This is a genomic window from Morganella psychrotolerans (assembly GCF_001676155.1).
Classification (GTDB): Bacteria; Pseudomonadota; Gammaproteobacteria; order Enterobacterales; family Enterobacteriaceae; genus Morganella; species Morganella psychrotolerans.
In genome coordinates, this window is the sequence record NZ_LZEW01000032.1 from 133,065 (window position 1) to 153,096 (window position 20,032).

At 49.6% G+C, this 20,032-nt stretch carries 15 protein-coding genes; 3 read left to right on the plus strand and 12 right to left on the minus strand.

The window, feature by feature from the left end; translation table 11 throughout:
* The first annotated feature begins 34 nt into the window (after window positions 1-34).
* The 3 genes from AYY16_RS17485 to AYY16_RS17495 are packed head-to-tail and all read left to right on the plus strand — an operon-like array spanning window position 35 to window position 7,316.
* Window positions 35-2,797, plus strand: coding sequence for a secretin and TonB N-terminal domain-containing protein (locus AYY16_RS17485; protein ID WP_067369571.1), 2,763 nt, complete (start codon window positions 35-37; stop codon window positions 2,795-2,797).
* 42 nt (window positions 2,798-2,839) lie between these two features.
* Window positions 2,840-4,540 carry an ABC transporter ATP-binding protein/permease gene (locus AYY16_RS17490; protein WP_067369574.1) on the plus strand — a complete coding sequence of 567 codons (1,701 nt, stop codon included), beginning with the start codon at window positions 2,840-2,842 and terminating at the stop codon, window positions 4,538-4,540.
* Window positions 4,530-7,316, plus strand: coding sequence for a M16 family metallopeptidase (locus tag AYY16_RS17495; RefSeq protein WP_067369576.1), 2,787 nt, complete (start codon window positions 4,530-4,532; stop codon window positions 7,314-7,316). The genes AYY16_RS17490 and AYY16_RS17495 overlap by 11 nt, the downstream gene beginning before the upstream one ends.
* A gap of 840 nt (window positions 7,317-8,156) precedes the next feature.
* On the opposite strand, the gene deoD is transcribed toward AYY16_RS17495, so the two are convergent.
* The 12 genes from deoD to AYY16_RS20655 all read right to left on the minus strand — a co-directional run bounded on the left by deoD (window position 8,157) and on the right by AYY16_RS20655 (window position 19,935).
* Window positions 8,157-8,876, minus strand: coding sequence for a purine-nucleoside phosphorylase (gene deoD / locus AYY16_RS17500; protein WP_067369579.1), 720 nt, complete (start codon window positions 8,874-8,876; stop codon window positions 8,157-8,159).
* 71 nt (window positions 8,877-8,947) lie between these two features.
* On the minus strand, window positions 8,948-10,171 hold the full coding sequence (gene deoB / locus AYY16_RS17505; protein ID WP_067369582.1) for a phosphopentomutase: 1,224 nt from the start codon (window positions 10,169-10,171) through the stop codon (window positions 8,948-8,950).
* A gap of 60 nt (window positions 10,172-10,231) precedes the next feature.
* Entirely contained in the window at window positions 10,232-11,554 is a 1,323-nt protein-coding gene (gene deoA / locus AYY16_RS17510; protein ID WP_067369585.1) for a thymidine phosphorylase, read from the minus strand.
* A gap of 91 nt (window positions 11,555-11,645) precedes the next feature.
* On the minus strand, window positions 11,646-12,428 hold the full coding sequence (gene deoC / locus AYY16_RS17515; protein WP_067369588.1) for a deoxyribose-phosphate aldolase: 783 nt from the start codon (window positions 12,426-12,428) through the stop codon (window positions 11,646-11,648).
* 477 nt (window positions 12,429-12,905) lie between these two features.
* Window positions 12,906-14,168: a NupC/NupG family nucleoside CNT transporter gene (locus tag AYY16_RS17520; protein WP_190973113.1), complete on the minus strand. Its 1,263-nt coding sequence runs from the start codon at window positions 14,166-14,168 to the stop codon at window positions 12,906-12,908.
* A 374-nt stretch (window positions 14,169-14,542) separates the two neighbouring features.
* The gene (locus AYY16_RS17525) at window positions 14,543-15,325 is read right to left on the minus strand and encodes a TatD family hydrolase (protein WP_067369593.1); all 783 of its coding nucleotides are present in this window, start codon (window positions 15,323-15,325) and stop codon (window positions 14,543-14,545) included.
* A gap of 9 nt (window positions 15,326-15,334) precedes the next feature.
* Window positions 15,335-16,387 (minus strand): patatin-like phospholipase family protein, encoded by a 1,053-nt coding sequence (locus AYY16_RS17530; protein ID WP_067369596.1) that lies wholly within the window; start codon window positions 16,385-16,387, stop codon window positions 15,335-15,337.
* A gap of 30 nt (window positions 16,388-16,417) precedes the next feature.
* Complete coding sequence (locus AYY16_RS17535) at window positions 16,418-16,828, minus strand: BON domain-containing protein (protein ID WP_067369599.1); 411 nt, start codon at window positions 16,826-16,828, stop codon at window positions 16,418-16,420.
* Between the two features lie 121 nt (window positions 16,829-16,949).
* On the minus strand, window positions 16,950-18,539 hold the full coding sequence (prfC, locus tag AYY16_RS17540) for a peptide chain release factor 3 (protein WP_067369602.1): 1,590 nt from the start codon (window positions 18,537-18,539) through the stop codon (window positions 16,950-16,952).
* 161 nt (window positions 18,540-18,700) lie between these two features.
* Window positions 18,701-18,973 carry a hypothetical protein gene (locus tag AYY16_RS20645; RefSeq protein WP_208020746.1) on the minus strand — a complete coding sequence of 91 codons (273 nt, stop codon included), beginning with the start codon at window positions 18,971-18,973 and terminating at the stop codon, window positions 18,701-18,703.
* Window positions 18,942-19,679, minus strand: a complete 738-nt coding sequence (gene fliB / locus AYY16_RS20650; RefSeq protein ID WP_208020747.1) for a flagellin lysine-N-methylase — start codon at window positions 19,677-19,679, stop codon at window positions 18,942-18,944. Before fliB ends, AYY16_RS20645 begins: the two co-directional genes overlap by 32 nt.
* Window positions 19,609-19,935: a hypothetical protein gene (locus tag AYY16_RS20655; RefSeq protein WP_208020748.1), complete on the minus strand. Its 327-nt coding sequence runs from the start codon at window positions 19,933-19,935 to the stop codon at window positions 19,609-19,611. Before AYY16_RS20655 ends, fliB begins: the two co-directional genes overlap by 71 nt.
* Between the last annotated feature and the right edge of the window lie 97 nt (window positions 19,936-20,032).

Genomic DNA, 20,032 nt, shown 5'->3' on the forward strand with positions numbered 1-20,032 from the left:
GGGGATACCTATGGCATATTCGGAAATAATAACAATGACAATAAAATCTTCACCATACACCGCAAAAGCGCTGCGCTCAGCCATTGTGCTGGCACTCGGGCTGGCGGTGACACCATTGGCAGTGGCCGATATCACGCTGGATCTGCCGGAGCAGCCGCTCACCAGCTCACTGAACAGCATCGCAAAACAGGGGCAGATCCAATTACTCTATGATGCCGGTCAGTTAAACGCCTTGCGCGCACCGGCACTGCACGGCAGCTATTCACCACAAACGGCAATCCAGACTCTGCTCGCAGGCTCCGGTCTGACCATGGTGCAAACCGGAAACAGTTTTGTTATCCGCCCGCTGACCACCGGCGGGGATACCATTCTTATTCCGGAAACCCGCGTACAGGGTGAAATTGCGTATCATCCGGCAACCGATGTGATGTCGGCTCCGCAATATATTACATCAGAAGAAATCCGCCAGCGCAGCACCGGCGACGGCAACGTGACGGAACTGCTGCGCACAAACCCTGCGGTACAGTTTGCCGGAAACGACAGCTCCTCACTGAACCAGGGTGAGATCAAACCGGCGCGTATTTCTATTCATGGCGCATCCAGTTTCCAGAATGCCTATAAGCTCGACGGCATCAGTTTTAACAACGATTTTGACCCGGCAAAAAATACCCTCGGTGAAACCTCCACCCGCGTGGATACCGGTGACCAGGGACTGTATATCGACAGCCGCCTGATCGACAGCGTGACGGTTTATGACAACAATATCCCGGTGGAATTCGGCGGATTTACCGGCGGCAGCGTGGATGTAACCAGCCGCCGCTGGAACGGGGAAAACAGCGGACATGTGTATTACCGCACCACCCGCTCCTCCTGGAACACCCTGTTTGAAGACTCCTCGCAGCCGATTGATTCATCCAAGAATGACATCAGTAACCCGGCACGTTTCCAGAATGAATATAACAAGCAGGATTTCGGTGGCTGGTTTGAAGTGGGTGTAACTGAAAACAGCGGTCTGACCGTTTCAGCGTCCCGCCGTACTTCCGACATTCCGGCCAATACCTCAGTGCTGATGGCGGTAATGGAAGGCGAAGAAACCATTGGTTATGAATTCGATAAACGCAAACGCAACCAGAAGCGCACATCCGATAACCTGTTTGTAAAATATGCGATGGACATTTCCCCGGTGACAACCGCGGATATCTCCATGAATTATTCCGATTATAAATCCCGTCTGTTTGCCTCAAACATCGCCAACTCCGGTTATGACAATAACCACAAAGGGTTAGGATTCACCAGCGTCCTGAAACACCAGACCAGCCTGGCGGATCTGGAATTCACCTTAGGCTATCAAAAACTGAAAGATGACCGGATAAATGATGAAGATAATTTTTATGAGTTAAAAGACAAAATTAAAGATAAGGATACGATTTACAACACGAAAATAGGCGGACTGGGCGACCTGCGGACAGAGCAGGACAATATCACCACCAAAGCTGTTGCCCGTTTCCTGCAATCAGAAGGTTGGGGAATGACACACCGCCCGACAGTGGGAATGGAAACCACCTATACCAAAGGCCGCTACATCCGTGATAAAGCGCATTATCACACCAGTGAAGACAGAGTCAGTTACGCGGAGATGGGAATTGATGATCCGGTGATGAATATTCACCGTTTCCTGCCGGGCACCGCATCTGTCAGTTATAACAACTATTCCCTGTTTGCCGATGACAATATTGAGATCGGCCGCCTGACACTGCGTCCGGGTGTTCGTGTTGATCGTGATGATTTTGTGCAAAGCACCAATATTGCCCCGCGTTTAGCCGCAACCTATGACCTTTTCGGTAATAAAAATACGCTGCTGATTGCCGGTGCCAACCGCTATTACGGTCGCTCTATGCTGACGTATGCACTTTACGGCGCACAGAATGCCGGGCTGGAAAAATGCTATATGTGCGGCTTTATGGACATGCCGCCGTCATGGGAAACCACAAATGATTACGAAGGTCTGGATTCACTGAAAACCCCGTATAACGACGAGATTTCACTCGGTCTTCAGCAGGAAATTCTCAGCACCACCTGGCGTCTGACCTATGTTCACCGCGAAGGCTATGACGAAGTGCGCAGCCGGACAAAATACACTGACTTAACCGGTCCGGACAAATACAGCGACAAAGGAAAGATCCGCACCTTTGATAACGCCGGACGCAGCAAGCACGACTCAGTCACACTTGCCGTCAGCAACAGTCAGCCGTGGGAATGGGCGCAGGCATCTCATGTTTTCTCTTCTTCCGTTGTCTGGCAGCAGACCAAAAGCAACTTCCCGTCTGACCAGGGTTACGCGTTCTTTGAACCGGGCTCGGCGATTAACTCCGACAAAGTTATGTACGGCGGCAAGGTCATTGATGTCAGCGACCTGCCGGCAAGTAACTTCAATTCACCGCTGAAACTTAATGTTGAGCTGACCAGCGACTGGGATAACTACGGCGTTTCTTTATATAACCGCCTGCAATGGTGGGGCGCACGCAGCCAGGCAGTCCGTCATGAAAACGAAGTTATCCGTGATCCGGAATACGGCGAATTACGTGTGTATCAGAAAGAAAACTTTGCCTCTAAATTCACCTGGGATACCCGCGTGAACTGGAAACCTGAGTTTGCTTATGGCGCATCGGTATCTGTTGAAATCAACAACGTACTGAATAATAAAAATGTCGCCGATACCTTTATCTACGGCGGAAACAGAGTGATTGCCTACGATCCGGGCCGTCAGTTCTGGTTACAGATGAATTACGATTTTTAATCTGAGCATGTGAGCAATGTCTCTTAACTTTATGAATAATAAATGAAAACAATAAAACATTTTTTCTGGTTGGTAAAACCGTTCTGGGGGCAGCGCGCTGCCCTGTTTTGCTGGTTCTTACTGTTACTCTCCCTCGGGCTGACGCTCTCTTCCGTCTGGTTCAATATCCGCATGAACCAGTGGAACGGGGATTTCTATAATGCACTGCAAAAGCTGGACGGCGCAGCGCTGTATCAGCTAATCAAATTCTTTGTGATCCTGGTCAGCGGGCTGATACTCGTGGTGGTGCTCGGCACTTATTTCCGGCAAAAACTGGCTATCCGCTGGCGGGAAGGCATGACAGAGCAGATCCTCAGCCGCTGGTTGTCGCCACAGAGCCGTCACTATCTGCTGCGTCTTACCGCACAGGAGCCGGATAACCCGGATCAGCGTATCGCTGAAGATGTGCGGTTGCTGGTGGAGTCCACACTCAGCCTGCTGATTACCTTTCTGCACTCGCTGCTGACCCTGGTCTCTTTTGCCGCTATTCTCTGGCAGCTTTCCGGCAGCATTTTGCTGTCTGTTGCCGGTCATGACTGGCGGATAGACGGTTATATGTTCTGGGCCTGTATCGCTTATACCCTGGTGGGGATCGCGCTGACACAGCTTATCGGCGGTCCGCTGCGCAAACTGAATATGGAAAAACAGCAGCGCGAAGCGGATTACCGTGCGGCGCTGATCACCCGTAAACAGCATGGTGATGCCATCGCAGGTCAGCGGGGCGAAAACCAGGATAAACAACAATTGCTGTCACGCTTTGCCCGCATCGCGGCAAACTGGAATCAACTGATCCGCTGTGAGCGGAATCTGTCATTCTATACGGTGGGTTATCAGCAGGTTACCGCACTTGCGCCGATCCTGTTTGCACTGCCGAAATTTCTTGCCGGTGAACTGATGCTGGGCGGGCTGATGCAGCTGCGCCAGGCATTCAGCAGTGTTGCCACATCGCTCGGCTGGTTTATTTTTTCCTATAAAGAGATTGCCGCCTGGCAGGCAACCGTGACCCGTTTGTATCATTTTGTCCGTCTGCTGGACAATGACACAACATCTGATATCACGCAGACAAATCACGCCTCTGTACGGCTGGAAGCTACCACTGATATTCTGCTTCAGGACAATACCCTGCTGTTGCAGGATATCTCTCTGTCACTGCGCGCAGGTGAATTTGCCATTATCAGCGGACGCTCCGGTCTGGGGAAATCCACCCTTTTGCGCACCCTGAGCGGGCACTGGCCATATTACCGGGGTTCAATCCGCCGTGAGCAGGATGTGCTGTGGGTTCCGCAATCGGTTTATCTGCCATCAGGCACTCTGCAATCTCTGCTTGCCTATCCGCTGCCGGCGGCACAATTCACAACAGCGTCTTACCATGATGTGCTGGCTGCCGTCGGGCTGGAAAAACTACAGCCACAGCTCGATGTTGATACGGACTGGCGTCAGCGTCTGTCCGGCGGAGAACAACAGCGCCTGCTGTTTGCCCGCCTGTTACTGAATAAACCCCGGCTGATGCTGCTCGATGAAGTGACTTCCGCTTTAGATGATGACTATGCCATCCGCATGATCCGTCTGCTCAGACAGCGCCTGCCTGACAGCACTATTTTACTGGTCAGCCACCAGCGTTTTCTTCAGCAGGAGGCCGATCAGGTGATCATACTCAGCGCCCCTGCCGCAACCCGCACATCAGGAGTCAGTTATGCGTTATAAATTTATTATGGCAGGTGTGGCACTGACCCTTACCGGCTGTGCTGTGGTTAATAATAGCGGAGCGGATAACCGCCCGCTTGCACAACGCAGCGATTTACAGCATATCCGCCTGGCGAACGGCATGAATGTGTATCTGCTTTCAAGGGCGCAGCCCGGTGTTGAACTGCGCCTGCTGGTAGAAAGCGGATCATTGCAGGAAACAGAAGAACAGCGCGGTCTGGCGCATTTTACCGAGCACATGGCGTTCAAAGGCACCACCCACTTTCCTGACACACAGAGTTTTAAACAGCTTGAAAAACAGGGGCTTAATCTTGGCAGCCATGTGAACGCCGCCACCAGCCTTAATTCCACTGTCTATAAATTGTCATTACCACAGGCAACACCGGCACAGGTTGAAACCGGCTTACAGGTGCTTGCCGACTGGGCGCAGGGCATGACATTCGACCCGGTTGCCTTTGATAAAGAGCGCCCGGTTATTATTGAAGAGTGGCGTCTGCGTCAGGGGATAGGCTTTCGTATTAACAATGCGCTGGAGCAACTTCGCTACGCAGGCAGCCGCTATGCACAGCGTGACCCTATCGGATTGTTGGATATTATCCGTAATGCCCCGGTCAGTACCGCAAAGGACTATTATCAGACCTGGTATCAGCCGCAGCGTATGAGCCTGGTGGTTATCGGGCAATTTAACCATCACGATGTCAGTGAACTGACAAAAACCTATTTTAATCAGCCCGCGCAAACCAATGCCGCACAGGACGACTCCGCGTGGCAGCACTTTGCCCCGCAACCGGATCTGCTGGTAAAACCGGTCTTTGATAAAGAGCAGGGTCAGCGAATTATGCAGTTTGCGCTGCAACGGGATATCCGCGCACCGCTTGATACCCGCCGGGGACAATATGATGATTTACTGGATAACCTCTGGGTCGCTATCCTCAATCAGCGTCTGACTGCACTGGTGGATAACGGGCAATTACCTTCAGCCAGTATTAACCCGCAGGGCGCCATGCTGGATAAAAAACGCCTCCAGCAACTGATGATTATTCATCCGCAGAACAAAGATTACCTCACCGGTATCTCTCTGCTGTGGACTGAAATTCAGCGCCTGGCAACTCAGCCGGTTACACAGGCAGAGCTGGATGATGCAAGACAGAATCTGCTGGCAAAACTCAGTCAGCAGGCCGCCGGGGAGTCCCGCTACGGTAATGATTATCTTGCTGATAATATCACGACCGCTCTGGAGTACCGGATGCCGGTGCAGGACAAGCGCCAGCAACTCACCACTACATGGGAACTGATTAAACCGGTCACACCGGACACACTGAAAAACCATGTCGCAGGGTTCCTGCAGGCATCCTCACCCCGCCTGGCAGTCATCGGTCCGGATAGTGAGAAATCTCAGTTTAACGAAAAAGCATTCACAGAGCGCTGGCAGCAAATCCGTAAATCCGCGCCCGGTCCTTTCACACTGACAGTACGTCAGGTGGCGCTGAATGTTACGCCGACAGCGCCCGGCACTATCGTACAAGAACAATCACTGCCGCTGCCGGCAACCGAATCCTGGCAGTTATCTAACGGGATGCGCATTATTGTGCATCAGGATAAAACCCTGAAAGATAATATTCAGATAAACCTGCGTATTCCGGGTGGTCGCTCACTCGAACCGACAGGTCAGGAGGGGTTAACCGAATGGGCGCTGAAACTGCCGGAAAGCAGCGGTTATGGGGATTTAAGTGCGCGGGAGCTGGCGCTGTTCAGCAAACAACACAGCCTGACACTGCGTCCGTACAGTGAATTACTGAACCACGGTTTCCGTGGCGAAGCCCCGCCGGAAGAGCTGGACACACTGCTGAAACTGCTGCACCTGAAAATAACCCGGCCACAGTTCAGCGGTGAAAAACTGCTGCGCAATCAGCAGGCGACGCTGGAAAGCCTGAACAATACGCCGGTTGAACACCGGTTCCTTGATGCTATCAATCAGGAAAGTCATACCAACGGCGGGCGTCTGGTTATCAATGAAAATGGCGGATGGCGTCACTTCACTGCTGCGCAATTGCAGAATAATAACCATCTTCTGCTCAGCCCGGTACAGGATATGACACTGGTTATCAGTGGCGCTGCTGATAAAAAGCAGATTAAACAGTCTGTCGAAAAATGGATAGCTGCCCTTCCCGCGTCCACGCAGCGCCTGCAATGGCGTGATCCGAAAATCGCACCAAAGATGGAACCACTCAGCCGCACTTACCCGATTGCCAGTTCAGATAAAACCATGGTCAGCATTCAGTATGCCGCACCGGCACAATGGTCACAGAAAGAAACGCTGGTGCTGCAACTGCTCGACAGTGTTATCAGCCGTCAATTACGCGGCGCATTACGTGAACAGGCAGGCGGAATTTATGCCCTGAGTTTTTCATCCATGCTGGCAAAACTCCCGGCACCGTATTACAGCGCCAGGCTGAACTTCACAACCGACCCTCAGCGCGCATCTGAAATGACCACACTGAGCCGTCACGTCCTTAACACCCTTAAATCACAGGGCGTTCCGGAAGACGCGCTGAAAGAGGCCAGAGCAAACTGGTTACTGGAAAAACAGCAGGTTTATCAGAGTGCCGCATTCTGGACTGAATCTCTGGCACAAATTGCCGGTGATGATAATAATTTCATCCGAATAATTCAGGAAGAAGCGTTAATTAAAAATATAACGACAGACGACCTTAATCAGGCATTATCCCGCTACAGCGGAGAGAATGAAAAAGTATTTATGCTGACACCGCCATAATATACAGAGCCTCTTAACAGAGGCTTTTTTATTATTTAATCTAAAATATAAAAGTAACAATGGTTGTATTTACATATGACAGTGATTTGTTATGTGATATATATCTACATTATGACCTAAATTAACGTTCACCCTCATCAAATCTCTCTGCTATTCTCTTCGCGGGTGCCTGATTCTGTCCGGATCAGGTTATATACTCCCTGTTCCGGTCAGAAGAAAGCCCCGGTTACGTTTTTCAACATAAACCGAGGCTGGATCCCTACCTGAACAATAGGGATTTTGCCTCCTTCACTTTTAGGAGTCAAGAGAAATGACCAGACTACCCGTTAAAGATTCAACTGTAATTACAATGACTTTAATTCTTTGTATTACATTTTCACTCAATAACACCGGCTATTTTTCGTTGTCAGTGAGTGACGGTAATATCCTGGTTCAGACACAATCACCTCATAAAGGTAATTAATGCTGAGGGGGGAGAAATCCCCCCGTTTCTCTCTGTTACAGGTAGCAGTAAATTAGGCACCTTATTTTTATTATCTGACTCTGTAAATAAAACAATTAACTTATGGCCCTATTATTATGAAACCTTCATTATTACGTTCTTTCGTTAAAAATATAAAACTGACTAAAACAGATACAACGGTAATCACAGTAACTATTATGATCTGTTTTACTATTCTGTTAGCGTCAAAGCTAAAAAGTAATGAAATACGTTCTTTATTACTGAGTGACGGAAGCTCTGAGATAAAGATACTCTATCTCTGCGCAGACAATTAATAAAAAAAACCTCTGCGGGGGAATAATACCGGCAGAGGTTTTTATTATGATGACGAAAATAAATTACTGTTTATCGCCCAGTAATACTGATTCCAGTGCAATCGTAATCATTTCATTAAATGAAGTCTGACGCTCATCTGAAGGCAGATTATCACCGGTACGGATATGGTCAGAAACAGTGCAGATAGTCAGTGCTTTCGCACCAAACTCAGCGGCAACACCGTAAATACCGGCAGCTTCCATTTCCACGCCTAAAATACCGTATTTTTCCATTACATCAAACATCTGCGGATCCGGCGTATAGAATAAATCAGCAGAGAAAATATTCCCCACACGCGCAGGAATACCCGCCTTTTCTGCTGCATCAACCGCATTGCGCACCAGACCAAAATCGGCGATTGCGGCAAAGTCATTATCTTTAAAACGCAGGCGATTTACCTTGGAATCCGTACTTGCGCCCATGGCAATAACCACATCGCGCAGTTTAACATCAGGGCTGATTGCCCCGCATGAACCAACACGGATAATGGTTTTTACGCCAAATTCAGTAATGAGCTCTTTTGCATAAATAGAGCAGGATGGGATCCCCATTCCGTGACCCATTACTGAAATACGGCGGCCTTTATACGTTCCGGTGAAACCCAGCATGCCACGCACATCATTAACTTGTTTAATGTCGTCTAAAAAGTTTTCTGCGATATATTTCGCCCGCAGCGGATCGCCCGGCATCAGAACAACATCTGCAAAATCACCCAATTCAGCATTAATGTGAGGGGTAGCCATAAGAAATTCCTTTCAGTAAATCGCAAAGGGAAAGGGCAGGCAACCGCTGCCTGCCCGAAAGAGGTGACACATTACAGCATGTTTTTACCATAATCCATCGGGGATAAATTAAAATAAGACGCGACAGTCTGCCCGATATCAGCAAAGGTTTCGCGATATCCCAGAGAACCCGGTTTTACTTTTGGTCCGTAAATCAGAACAGGGATATGCTCACGCGTATGATCCGTTCCCGGCCAGGTCGGATCACAGCCGTGGTCAGCGGTGAAGATCAGAATATCGTCTTCTTTAACCAGCTTCAGCATTTCCGGCAGGCGGCGGTCGAACAGTTCCAGTGCCGCTGCATAACCCGCAACATCACGGCGATGACCATAAGAAGAGTCAAAATCCACAAAGTTGGTGAACACAATCGTGTTGTCACCCGCCAGCTTCATTTCTTCCAGGGATGCATCGAATAATGCATCAATACCGGTCGCTTTGATTTTCTTCGTGATACCGACATGGGCGTAGATATCCGCAATTTTCCCGATAGAAACAACTTCACCCTGCTTTTCTTCCACCAGCTTTTGCAGCATGGTCGCAGCCGGTGGCTCTACCGCATAATCATGGCGGTTACCGGTACGTTCAAATGAACCGGCTTTTTCACCCGTAAACGGACGGGCAATAACACGACCAATATTATAATCACCCGCCGTCAGCTCTTCACGGGCAATTTCACACAGTTCATACAGTTTTTCCAGACCATAGGTGTCTTCATGACAGGCAATCTGGAATACGGAGTCTGCGGAGGTATAGAAAATCGGCTTACCGGTTTTCATATGCTCTTCACCGAGTTTATCGAGGATCACGGTGCCGGATGAATGGCAGTTTCCGAGCCAGCCCGGTAAATTGGCACGCTTAACCAGTTTATCCAGTAATTCCGGCGGGAAGCTGTTTTCTTCATCTTTAAAATAGCCCCAGTCAAACAGAACCGGCACACCGGCAATTTCCCAGTGACCTGACGGCGTATCTTTGCCGGAAGAGAGTTCACCCGCATACGCGTAAGCGCCGATAATGTCTGCATTTTTATCCAGACCTTCCGGGAACGTACCGGTGGATTCCTCCGCCGCTTTACCCAATCCCAGACGGGACAGGTTCGGCAGATGCAACGGACCTTTACGCCCTTTATCAGCATCACCACGGGCGCAAACCTGTGCGATATGACCTAACGTGTCAGCACCGGTATCACCAAAATCAGCAGCATCATGTGCCGCGCCGATACCGAATGAATCCAGTACCATAATAAACGTACGTTTCATAATTTTCTCCTGTGACAGATCACGTCAGAATGCAGGCTCCACGTGAATAACAAAATCGTTCTATCCGCTGATTCTGCGGTAAATCAGCGGGGTGTCCGCGACCGGATGCTCACTGAGTGTAATGGCCTGACGTACGGTCTGAGCCGCTTCATGCCACTCTCTTTCACTGTTTGCATGGATCATTGCCAGTGGTGTCTGACCATCCGCAACGGTATTTATTGCCGCAATGTCGCTTAACCCGACACTGTAATCAATCGGATCACTGGCTTTTCGCCGTCCGCCGCCTAATGATACCACCGCCATTCCCAGTGCGCGGGTATCCATAGCGGTCACAACACCTTCTGTTTCAGCATAGACCGGTTTACTGAGGACTGCCGATGGCAAATAGTGCGAATAACGCTCAATGAAATCAGACGGGCCGCGCTGCGCTGCCACCATCCGGGCAAAGACTTCCGCAGCCTTACCATTATCCAGTACGCGCTGTAATTTTTCTTCCGCGTGTGTGCGATCGTCTGCTAATCCGCCGGAAACCAGCATCTCAGCACACAGCGCCATAGTCACTTCATAAAGACGCGGATTTCGGTATTCGCCGGTCAGGAAACGGACCGCTTCACGCACTTCAACCGCATTTCCCGCACTGGATGCCAGCACCTGGTTCATATCCGTCAGTAGTGCCGTTGTCCGGCAGCCCGCACCATTAGCGACCTGAGCGATCGCCTGTGCCAACTGCTCTGATAATTCGTATGTCGGCATAAATGCACCGGAGCCGACTTTCACATCCATCACCAATGCATCCAGACCTTCAGCTAATTTCTTGCCGAGGATCGAGGCGGTGATAAGCGCAATGGAGTCAACTGTCGCCGTAATATCGCGGGTGGCATAAAAACGTTTATCTGCCGGTGCTAATGAATTTGTCTGACCGATAATAGCAACACCGGTTTCTTTAATGATACGACGAAAGGTTTCATCATCGGGAAAAATATCAAATCCCGGAATCGCTTCCAGTTTATCGAGGGTGCCCCCGGTATGACCCAGTCCGCGACCGGAGATCATCGGAATGAATCCGCCACAGGCAGCAACCATCGGACCTAACATCAGGGAAGTCACATCCCCGACACCGCCTGTGGAGTGTTTATCCACAACCGGACCCGGTAAATCAAGGCTTTTCCAATCCAGAACAGAGCCGGAGTCCCGCATCGCCAGCGTCAGAGAAACACGCTCCTGCGGGTTCATATCATGGAAATAAATGGTCATTGCCAGCGCAGCAATTTGTCCTTCCGAGACGGAATTATCGCGGACCCCGTTGATAAAGAAACGAATTTCTTCATCTGACAGTGGGTGTCCATCCCGTTTTTTACGAATAATTTCCTGAGCCAGAAACACAGTTATCTCCTTAATACCGGATACGTACCGGCGGTTCACCGCCGGACGTTAATCAAAAAAACGGACAGCAAATGCTGTCCGGTAAGAGTGATTAATACTTGCTGTCAGATTTGGCGTCAGCGTAGCCCAGTGCATTGAGCAGGCTGGCTAACAGGCTGGATGCGCCAAAACGGAAATGGCGGGAGTCTGTCCAGCCTTTACCCATAATGCGATCAGCCATTGCCAGATATTGCGCCGCTTCTTCAGCAGTACGCACACCTCCGGCAGGTTTGAAACCAACGGTTTTACCGACACCCATATCGCGGATCACGGTCATCATGATTTCTGCGGTTTCAGGTGTGGCATTAACCGGCACTTTACCTGTGGAGGTTTTAATGAAGTCGGCACCGGCTTTGATTGAGATTTCAGATGCCTGACGAATTAACGCCGGATCTTTAAGCTCGCCACTTTCGATAATCACTTTCAGCAGTACGCCGGGATGTTTTGCACATGCGTCTTTACAAGCTTTCACCAGATCAAAACCGACCTGAGTGTTGCCTGCCATCAGTGCGCGGTACGGGAACACGACATCCACATCATCTGCGCCGTAAGCAATAGCAGCATTGGTTTCAGCCAGAGCAATATCAATATCATCATTGCCGTGCGGAAAGTTAGTCACTGTTGCGATACGGACTTCCGGTGTGCCCTGCTCACGCAGAACTTTACGCGCCAGCGGAATAAAGCGGGGATAAATACAAACAGCCGCAGTCTGTCCTGCCGGGCTTTTCGCCTGATGACACAGTGCGGTTACTTTCGCATCAGTATCGTCGTCATTCAGGGTGGTTAAATCCATTAAGGACAGCGCATGCTGCGCTGCAGCGGTTAAATCGGTCATAAAACTCTCCAACGGTACCGGTCTGTTCCGTTTGCGGACAGACACAATGTCTGAATGATGCAAAATGTGTTGGCGAGCGGGACTTGGTTCCGTGAAGACGTTGCCTCTCTTGCGATAACGGTAACGCTGAGATCCTTCTCACCGCGCTGTAATACAGGTGACGGTTATAAGACGGTCACCGAATCCATTACATGGTATCCATGCCTTATTGGAGCATGTCTTGGCGCTATAATACGTGCCTTTCATCACGTTTACATAACAGCATTTACATCAATACATATAATTATGTGATAAAAATCACACCAATAGGGCGATATACACAAAACAGCCGTGCATATTCGTTGAACAGTATAGCGCAGGTGACGGGTAAACAGGGAGAGACAGAAAGGCAAGTACACTGAATCAGTGTGCGGAAAGTTTGAATGAATAAGGGTATAAAGCACAGGTGAATAAACATCACCTGTGCGGATAAATCAATTACAGCGCGAGGAAGAAACCGGCAATGGTTGCACTCATTAGGTTAGAGAGTGTCCCTGCCATCACGGCTTTCATACCTAAACGGGCCACATCTTTACGGCGCGTCGGCGCCATACCGCCCAGACCACCCAGCAGGATAGCCACGGAAGAAAGGTTTGCGAAACCACACAAGGCAAAGGAGATAATTGCTTTGGTGTGATCTGACAATGGTTGCAGACCTGCGGCGATCACCTGTGCATCCGGCTTCATATATTCACCGAAGTTCATAAAGGCAACGAACTCATTCACCACCACTTTCTGACCGATGAAGGAACCGGCGGTCATTGCTTCGCTCCACGGCACACCGATGAGGAATGCGATTGGCGAGAACAACCAGCCCAGGATTAACTCCAGTGACAGTTGCGGATAGTCAAACCAGCCGCCGACACCACTGAGGATCCCGTTCAGTAACGCAATCAGGGCAATAAAGGCCAGCAACATCGCACCCACGTTCAGGGCTAACTGCATACCGGCAGATGCACCACTTGCCGCTGCATCAATGATATTTGCAGGGCGCTCTTCTTCAGATTCCAGAATAGCTTCCGCTTTGTCGTCGTATCCTTCCGTTTCCGGCACTATCAGCTTGGCAAATAATAATCCGCCGGGAGCTGCCATAAAGGAAGCGGCAATCAGATACTCAAGCGGTACGCCCATCTGTGCGTAACCTGCCAGAACAGAACCGGCGACGGATGCCAGACCACCACACATTACCGCAAACAGTTCAGAGTTGGTCATACCGGCAATATACGGACGAACCACCAGCGGCGCTTCTGTCTGTCCGACAAAGATATTGGCTGTTGCAGACATGGATTCAGTCCGGGAAGTGCCCAGAATTTTCTGTAAGCCGCCACCGAGAACTTTAATAACAAGCTGCATGATACCGAGGTAGTACAACACCGCGATCAGAGAAGAGAAGAAGACAATAACCGGCAGAACACGCAGTGCGAAAACAAACCCGCCACCACCGAACACCTCAAACATTTTAGGTGAAACCAGACCACCGAAAATGAAATCCATCCCTTTCTGCCCGTAGCCGATAACACTGGCAACACCGTCAGACATGCCGAGAAGAATTTTCCGGCCCATCGGAACATAAAGGACTAATGCCCCGATCAGCACCTGAATAATAAATGCACCAACGACAGTACGGAGTTTAATTGCCCGGCGATCACTGGAAAACAGTACTGCGATAAAAATCAGCGCTGCCATCCCGACCAGACTCATGAGGAGTTGCATGGAAGTATCCCTGTTCACGATAGTGTAGATTAATAGCCTGATTTTGCATGCAGTTCAAAAAATAAGGCCGTGTGGCGCTGATTATACCCGGTCACTCCGGCGAACAACCAACATACGTCACAAATAACGACTGAAAAAAGTAACAAAAAATACAAAAATATGATGACAATCACATTATTCAACTGTTTTTATCTGAAAATAGCCCGGAGAGGTAAATAATTGCCGGAAATTTAATCAAAAAAAGGAGGTGAAATAATACCTGCTCACACATATCCGTTATTTTGTGTATTTTGACACATAACAGGTGTAACCGGGCAGAATAAAATACCGGTAAAATTGATTCAGCAGTCCGAAATAGAGAGTTACAAAGAAAAAAGCCTGCGGCTGTTATGATAAATCTGAGCAGCAATCTCATCCGGTGACTCTGTCCGCAGTGAACAAAGTACCTGAAAAGTGCTGACAATCCGTTCCGGGCGGTTTGGTTCACCCTGAAATCCACTGAGCGGCATATCAGGCGCATCCGTTTCCAGCAGTAACGAGGACAACGGAAGCTGTGCGATGGCTTTACGGGTTTTTTGTGCACGTTCGTATGTTATCGTCCCGCCCACACCAATATAATACCCCAGCTTTACAAATGCTTCAGCCTGGGCAAAACTGCCGGAAAAACCATGAACCACGCCCCGCCGGGGTACCGGATGGCGTCTTAAAATGCCGGCAAGTGTGTCATGGGTTTTACGTGAATGGAGTATCACAGGGCGATCTGCGCGCACAGCTAACTGTAATTGCGCAATAAAAAACTCAAGCTGCTTTTCCCACTGCGGTGACGCCATATACCGATCCAGACCTATCTCACCAACAGCAACACATTCTGTGCCAGCCTGCGTTATCAGGGTTTCAAGCTGCTCCAGATGTGCCTGCGTGTGTTCGGCAATATAGAGCGGATGCAGCCCCAGCGCGGCGTGCAGACGGGGAAGCTCGTCCCCGGATGTCCGGCACAGTGTGGTGACCGTTTCAACATTCCAGTGACTGACTGACGGAATAATGATATCTGTCAGTCCGGCCTGTGCCGCATTGGCTTTATGGCGGGGTAAATCATCCGTGAAAAAAGGGAAGTCAAAATGGCAATGTGTATCAATAAATAACATTGCGGCCTCTTAATCCAATAATTCATGCGGCGAATGCAAGATGGCAGCGGAACCGTCCGTTTCCGGCAACAAAACGTCATTATCATTGGATGCAACCGGAACCCGCAGTACTGATGTGTGCGCCGGCTGATGTGATGCCCAGCGCTCCCCGAGGGTCGCGAGGAAATAGCGTCCGCTGCGCCGTCCCAGCCGGTAATCCTGCATCAGTGTACTCACCCGGCTGCCCAGGGCGCTGCTTGCCAGTGGTGAACGCGGATATATTTCAACAATTTCAACGCCATCAGGCGGTGATTCAATAAATTTTTGTGTCCGGTAATAGCTGATCGCATGCTGTTTCATCATCGCCACCATGTGCTTCAGATTACTTTTTTCCAGCCAGCGCTCCATCCGTTTCACCCATTCAGGGGTGTAATAGAGCTGTGACGGCACTGTCCGGATCACCACAATACGGGTCGCACCGCGCCGCCACGCCTCAATAACCGGAACCGCATCACTGATCCCGCCATCATGATAAGTGACACCGTTAATCTCTACGCCCTCGCGGTAAAATCCCGGAATAGCACTGGAGGCTTTGATGATATCCAGCCAGTCGGCCTCAAGAGGACTGAAATAGGTTGCATCCAGATTATCTGCCCGGCTGGCGCACATATAAAATTCCTGCCCCTGCTCAAAACGTTGCAACGCATGAGTGATATCAAGAGGGCTCTCATCGGATGTGGCGGAAATCAGCCAGTCGAGGTCGATCAGATGTCCGCCACGGATAAACCGCAGCGGATTAAAGAATTGCTTATCTGTGGTGTAACGGGTAATAACGTGACGGGCGTAACCTCGCTGTCCGCAAATATAAGCAGAAAGATTCTGTGCCCCGGCAGACGTGCCCAGCAGCAGATCAAACGGATTAAACCCGGCTTTCAGAAATTCGTCCAGCACACCGGCGGTAAAAATACCGCGCTGACCGCCGCCTTCACAAACCAGCGCCAGTTTCCCGGTCGCCAGCAGCGGATCTGGTAACCACGCCAGCGGTGCAATTTTTCCCGGTGTAACCGGAATATAGGTTCCCATAATCGTCGTCAGCTAAAATCAGACAGAGCGTTATTTATACTGGCCGATACTGACTTCAACAGCACGGACACCCGGTACATTTCTTGCAATATCAATAATCTGTACACGTTGTGCGTCTGTCGTCACGAAACCGGAAAGATAAACAGTCCCGTTGATGGTTTTCACTGCAATATCATTACTGTCAATACCGGATGCATTTAATAACTGCCCGCGGATTTTTGCTGTAATAGTGCTGTCATCCACCAGCAGAGAGGCATCTTTAACCGTACTGTCGAGTTTTTGCTCTGCCTTTTTACCAAAGGATTCAACGGACTGAGATGCATTGTTCCATGTCTGTCCGGCTTTTTGGGTCAGAGAGTCATCTGCTGTGGCATAAGTACTGAATAATGCGCCGCTGACCAGCAGGATACTCAGTGATTTCATATTCAGACGCGTTTTCATGTCGCTCTCCTTTTCACAATAATGACTTCACAATAACACGAATAATGAATGTCCGTATTCGATAAAAATGTGATATCCGGAGTACTGAGATATAAAAAAAACGCGCCCGGAGGCGCGTTTATCAGTGTTCGCGGGTTTTATGGAAACTCACATCCGGATAACGTTCCCGGGTGAGATTCAGGTTTACCATAGTCGGGGCAATATAAGAGAGGTTATCACCGCCATCAAGCGCCAGATGCAGCTCATTCTTGCGTTTGAATTCTTCCAGTTTCTTCACATCATTACATTCAACCCAGCGCGCCGTTGAGACATTGACCGCCTCATAAATGGCTTCCACGTTGTACTCGCTTTTGAGGCGCGATACCACGACATCAAACTGAAGCACACCCACCGCACCAACGATAAGATCGTTATTTGTCAGCGGACGGAAGACCTGAACTGCACCCTCTTCAGATAACTGAACCAGCCCTTTCAGAAGCTGTTTCTGTTTCAGCGGATCACGCAGACGGATGCGGCGGAACAGTTCCGGAGCGAAGTTCGGAATACCGGTGAATTTGAGGATTTCACCCTGGGTGAATGTATCCCCGATCTGAATGGTTCCGTGGTTATGCAGCCCGATGATGTCGCCCGGGAAAGCCGTTTCCACATGCGCACGGTCACCGGCCATAAACGTCAGCGCATCTGCGATCACCACGTCTTTCTTCAGACGCACCTGATGCAGTTTCATGCCTTTCTCGTAGATACCGGAAACGATACGCAGGAATGCAACACGGTCGCGGTGCTTCGGATCCATATTCGCCTGGATTTTAAACACAAACCCGGTAAATTTATCTTCCTGTGCAATCACTTCGCGGACATCAGTCTGACGCGGCATTGGCGTCGGCGCCCATGACACCAGACCATCCAGCATGTGATCGACACCAAAGTTACCCAGTGCCGTACCAAAAAAGACCGGCGTCAGTTCACCGGCAAGGAACAGTTCTTCATCAAATTCATTTGATGCACCCTGTACCAGTTCCAGCTCATCGCGCAACTGACCTGCAAAGTCTTCACCGACGGCGGCATCCAGTTCCGGAGAGTTAAGTCCTTTAACGATACGGACGTCCTGGATAGTGTGCCCCAGCCCGCTCTGATACAGATAGGTTTCGTCGCGGTACAGGTGATAAACCCCTTTAAACTGCTTACCGCAGCCAATCGGCCAGGTGATGGGTGAACAGGCTATTTTCAGCTCATTCTCCACTTCATCCAGTAACTCCATCGGGTCACGGATTTCACGGTCAAGCTTGTTCATAAACGTCAGGATCGGCGTATCACGCAGACGCGTAACTTCCATCAGTTTACGGGTGCGGTCTTCGACCCCTTTTGCCGCATCAATCACCATCAGACAGCAGTCTACCGCGGTCAGTGTGCGGTACGTATCTTCGGAGAAGTCTTCGTGTCCCGGGGTGTCCAGCAGGTTTACCAGCGCATCCTGATACGGAAATTGCATCACTGACGTGGTGATGGAAATACCGCGCTGTTTTTCCATTTCCATCCAGTCAGATTTTGCATGCTGATTAGAGCCGCGGCCTTTGACTGTACCGGCTCTCTGGATAGCGTGTCCGAACAGCAGGACTTTTTCGGTAATGGTTGTTTTACCGGCATCGGGGTGCGAAATAATCGCAAAGGTGCGGCGCCTGGACACTTCCTGTAAAATCGTATTATTCGACATCAGATTGTTCTTCTGGGGCTGTGAGGTAAAAACACACTGGTTTTCACCTCTGATTTCTCATTATGGTACTTATTTTCGCCCGGTTTGCCCCCTGAGACAACAAAAGCTTCTGATTGCCGCTTTATACTCTGAATAATTCGGGATACACGCAGGCGACAAGCTCAGCCATCCAGCAAGCAGATACACGCCAGTGCATCACTCATCTGACACGTTTCCATCAGAGCCAGTAAATCCGTATTAATGCCTTTCATATGCATTTTCAATGAAAAATAGGCACTCACCAGTAATTGCACATCCGTTTCCGCTACCGTACATTTTTCTGTTGCCACCAGAGCCGACAGGTTTGTACGCAGATAAAAGTAATCCATTACCAGCAAACTGAAGTGCGACAGTGCATTTTTTTCACCCGCGACTTTTTCGCTGAAATTTGCCACATGAGGAAACTGACTGTGATACAACAGATAAGAAAAAAAGATTGCGCAACGTGTGAGGTTCACTCAGACAGGAGTCCTGCATCAGGGTTTTCCATCCGGTCAGAAGCCGTGCCATATTCGCTTCAGTACGCTCAGCCGTCTGATTTTCATCCAGTTCCAGCTTATTTAGCGTATTAACATAGGTCGAAAGCAAAAGAGTACCGCTGCGGGACAACTGCGGAATAAATTTGCCGTAAACACCCAGAACGGCGACCTGAAAAGTGACAGGGTGCGGCAACGCTCTGCGCTCTGCCATCAAGTCCCCGTTTTCAATAGCCGAGAGTAAAAATTCATACACGCCCTGAATACGATCAAAATTGGCTTCAATCTCATAATCCAGTTTGTCGATAAAGATCAGTAGCTGCATGACCGCATAGAGATTATCTTCAAATTCAGATGACTGCACCTGAACCAGATTCAGGCACCAGAGGTACATCAGATATTGCGGATCTGTCAGCGCGTCATCCTGCGTGGCTTCTTTCAGATACTGATCTTCTTCCGTCAGTTGCATTGCATCGGCAGAAAACAGCAGTTGCCGTACCACTTCCGGGCAGGAGAGGGACAGCCGCTTAAAGGTTGCATTCTGATATTTAACCTCACTGCGCGGATAAACGCGGCAGGTGCGACTCATCGCAGACGGACCCAGTTTGCTGTAAATATTGCACAACCGTTTTTCGGTCAGGAACGGGCATTTTTTTTTCGTCTGTCAGACGGATAAACGCATAATCGTCGCCGTTCTCAGATTTAATCACATGATCTTGTGAAATCTGTTTAATTTCAATACTTTCAGAGCTGTGATATTTTTTATAGGTTTTTTTATCAATAGTGATAAGCCAATCCTGACAGCAATGAGAAAGACACTCAGAACCAACGCACTGAAAGCGTTTGATAAACATCGGTGTAATAATTTTATGAATAAACATGGTGAGGCGCACCCGTGATGAATGTATCTCATCACGGTAACACGCAAAAAAATTGCTGAAAGGGATGAAAAACCGCCGATTTATCTGACTTATTACC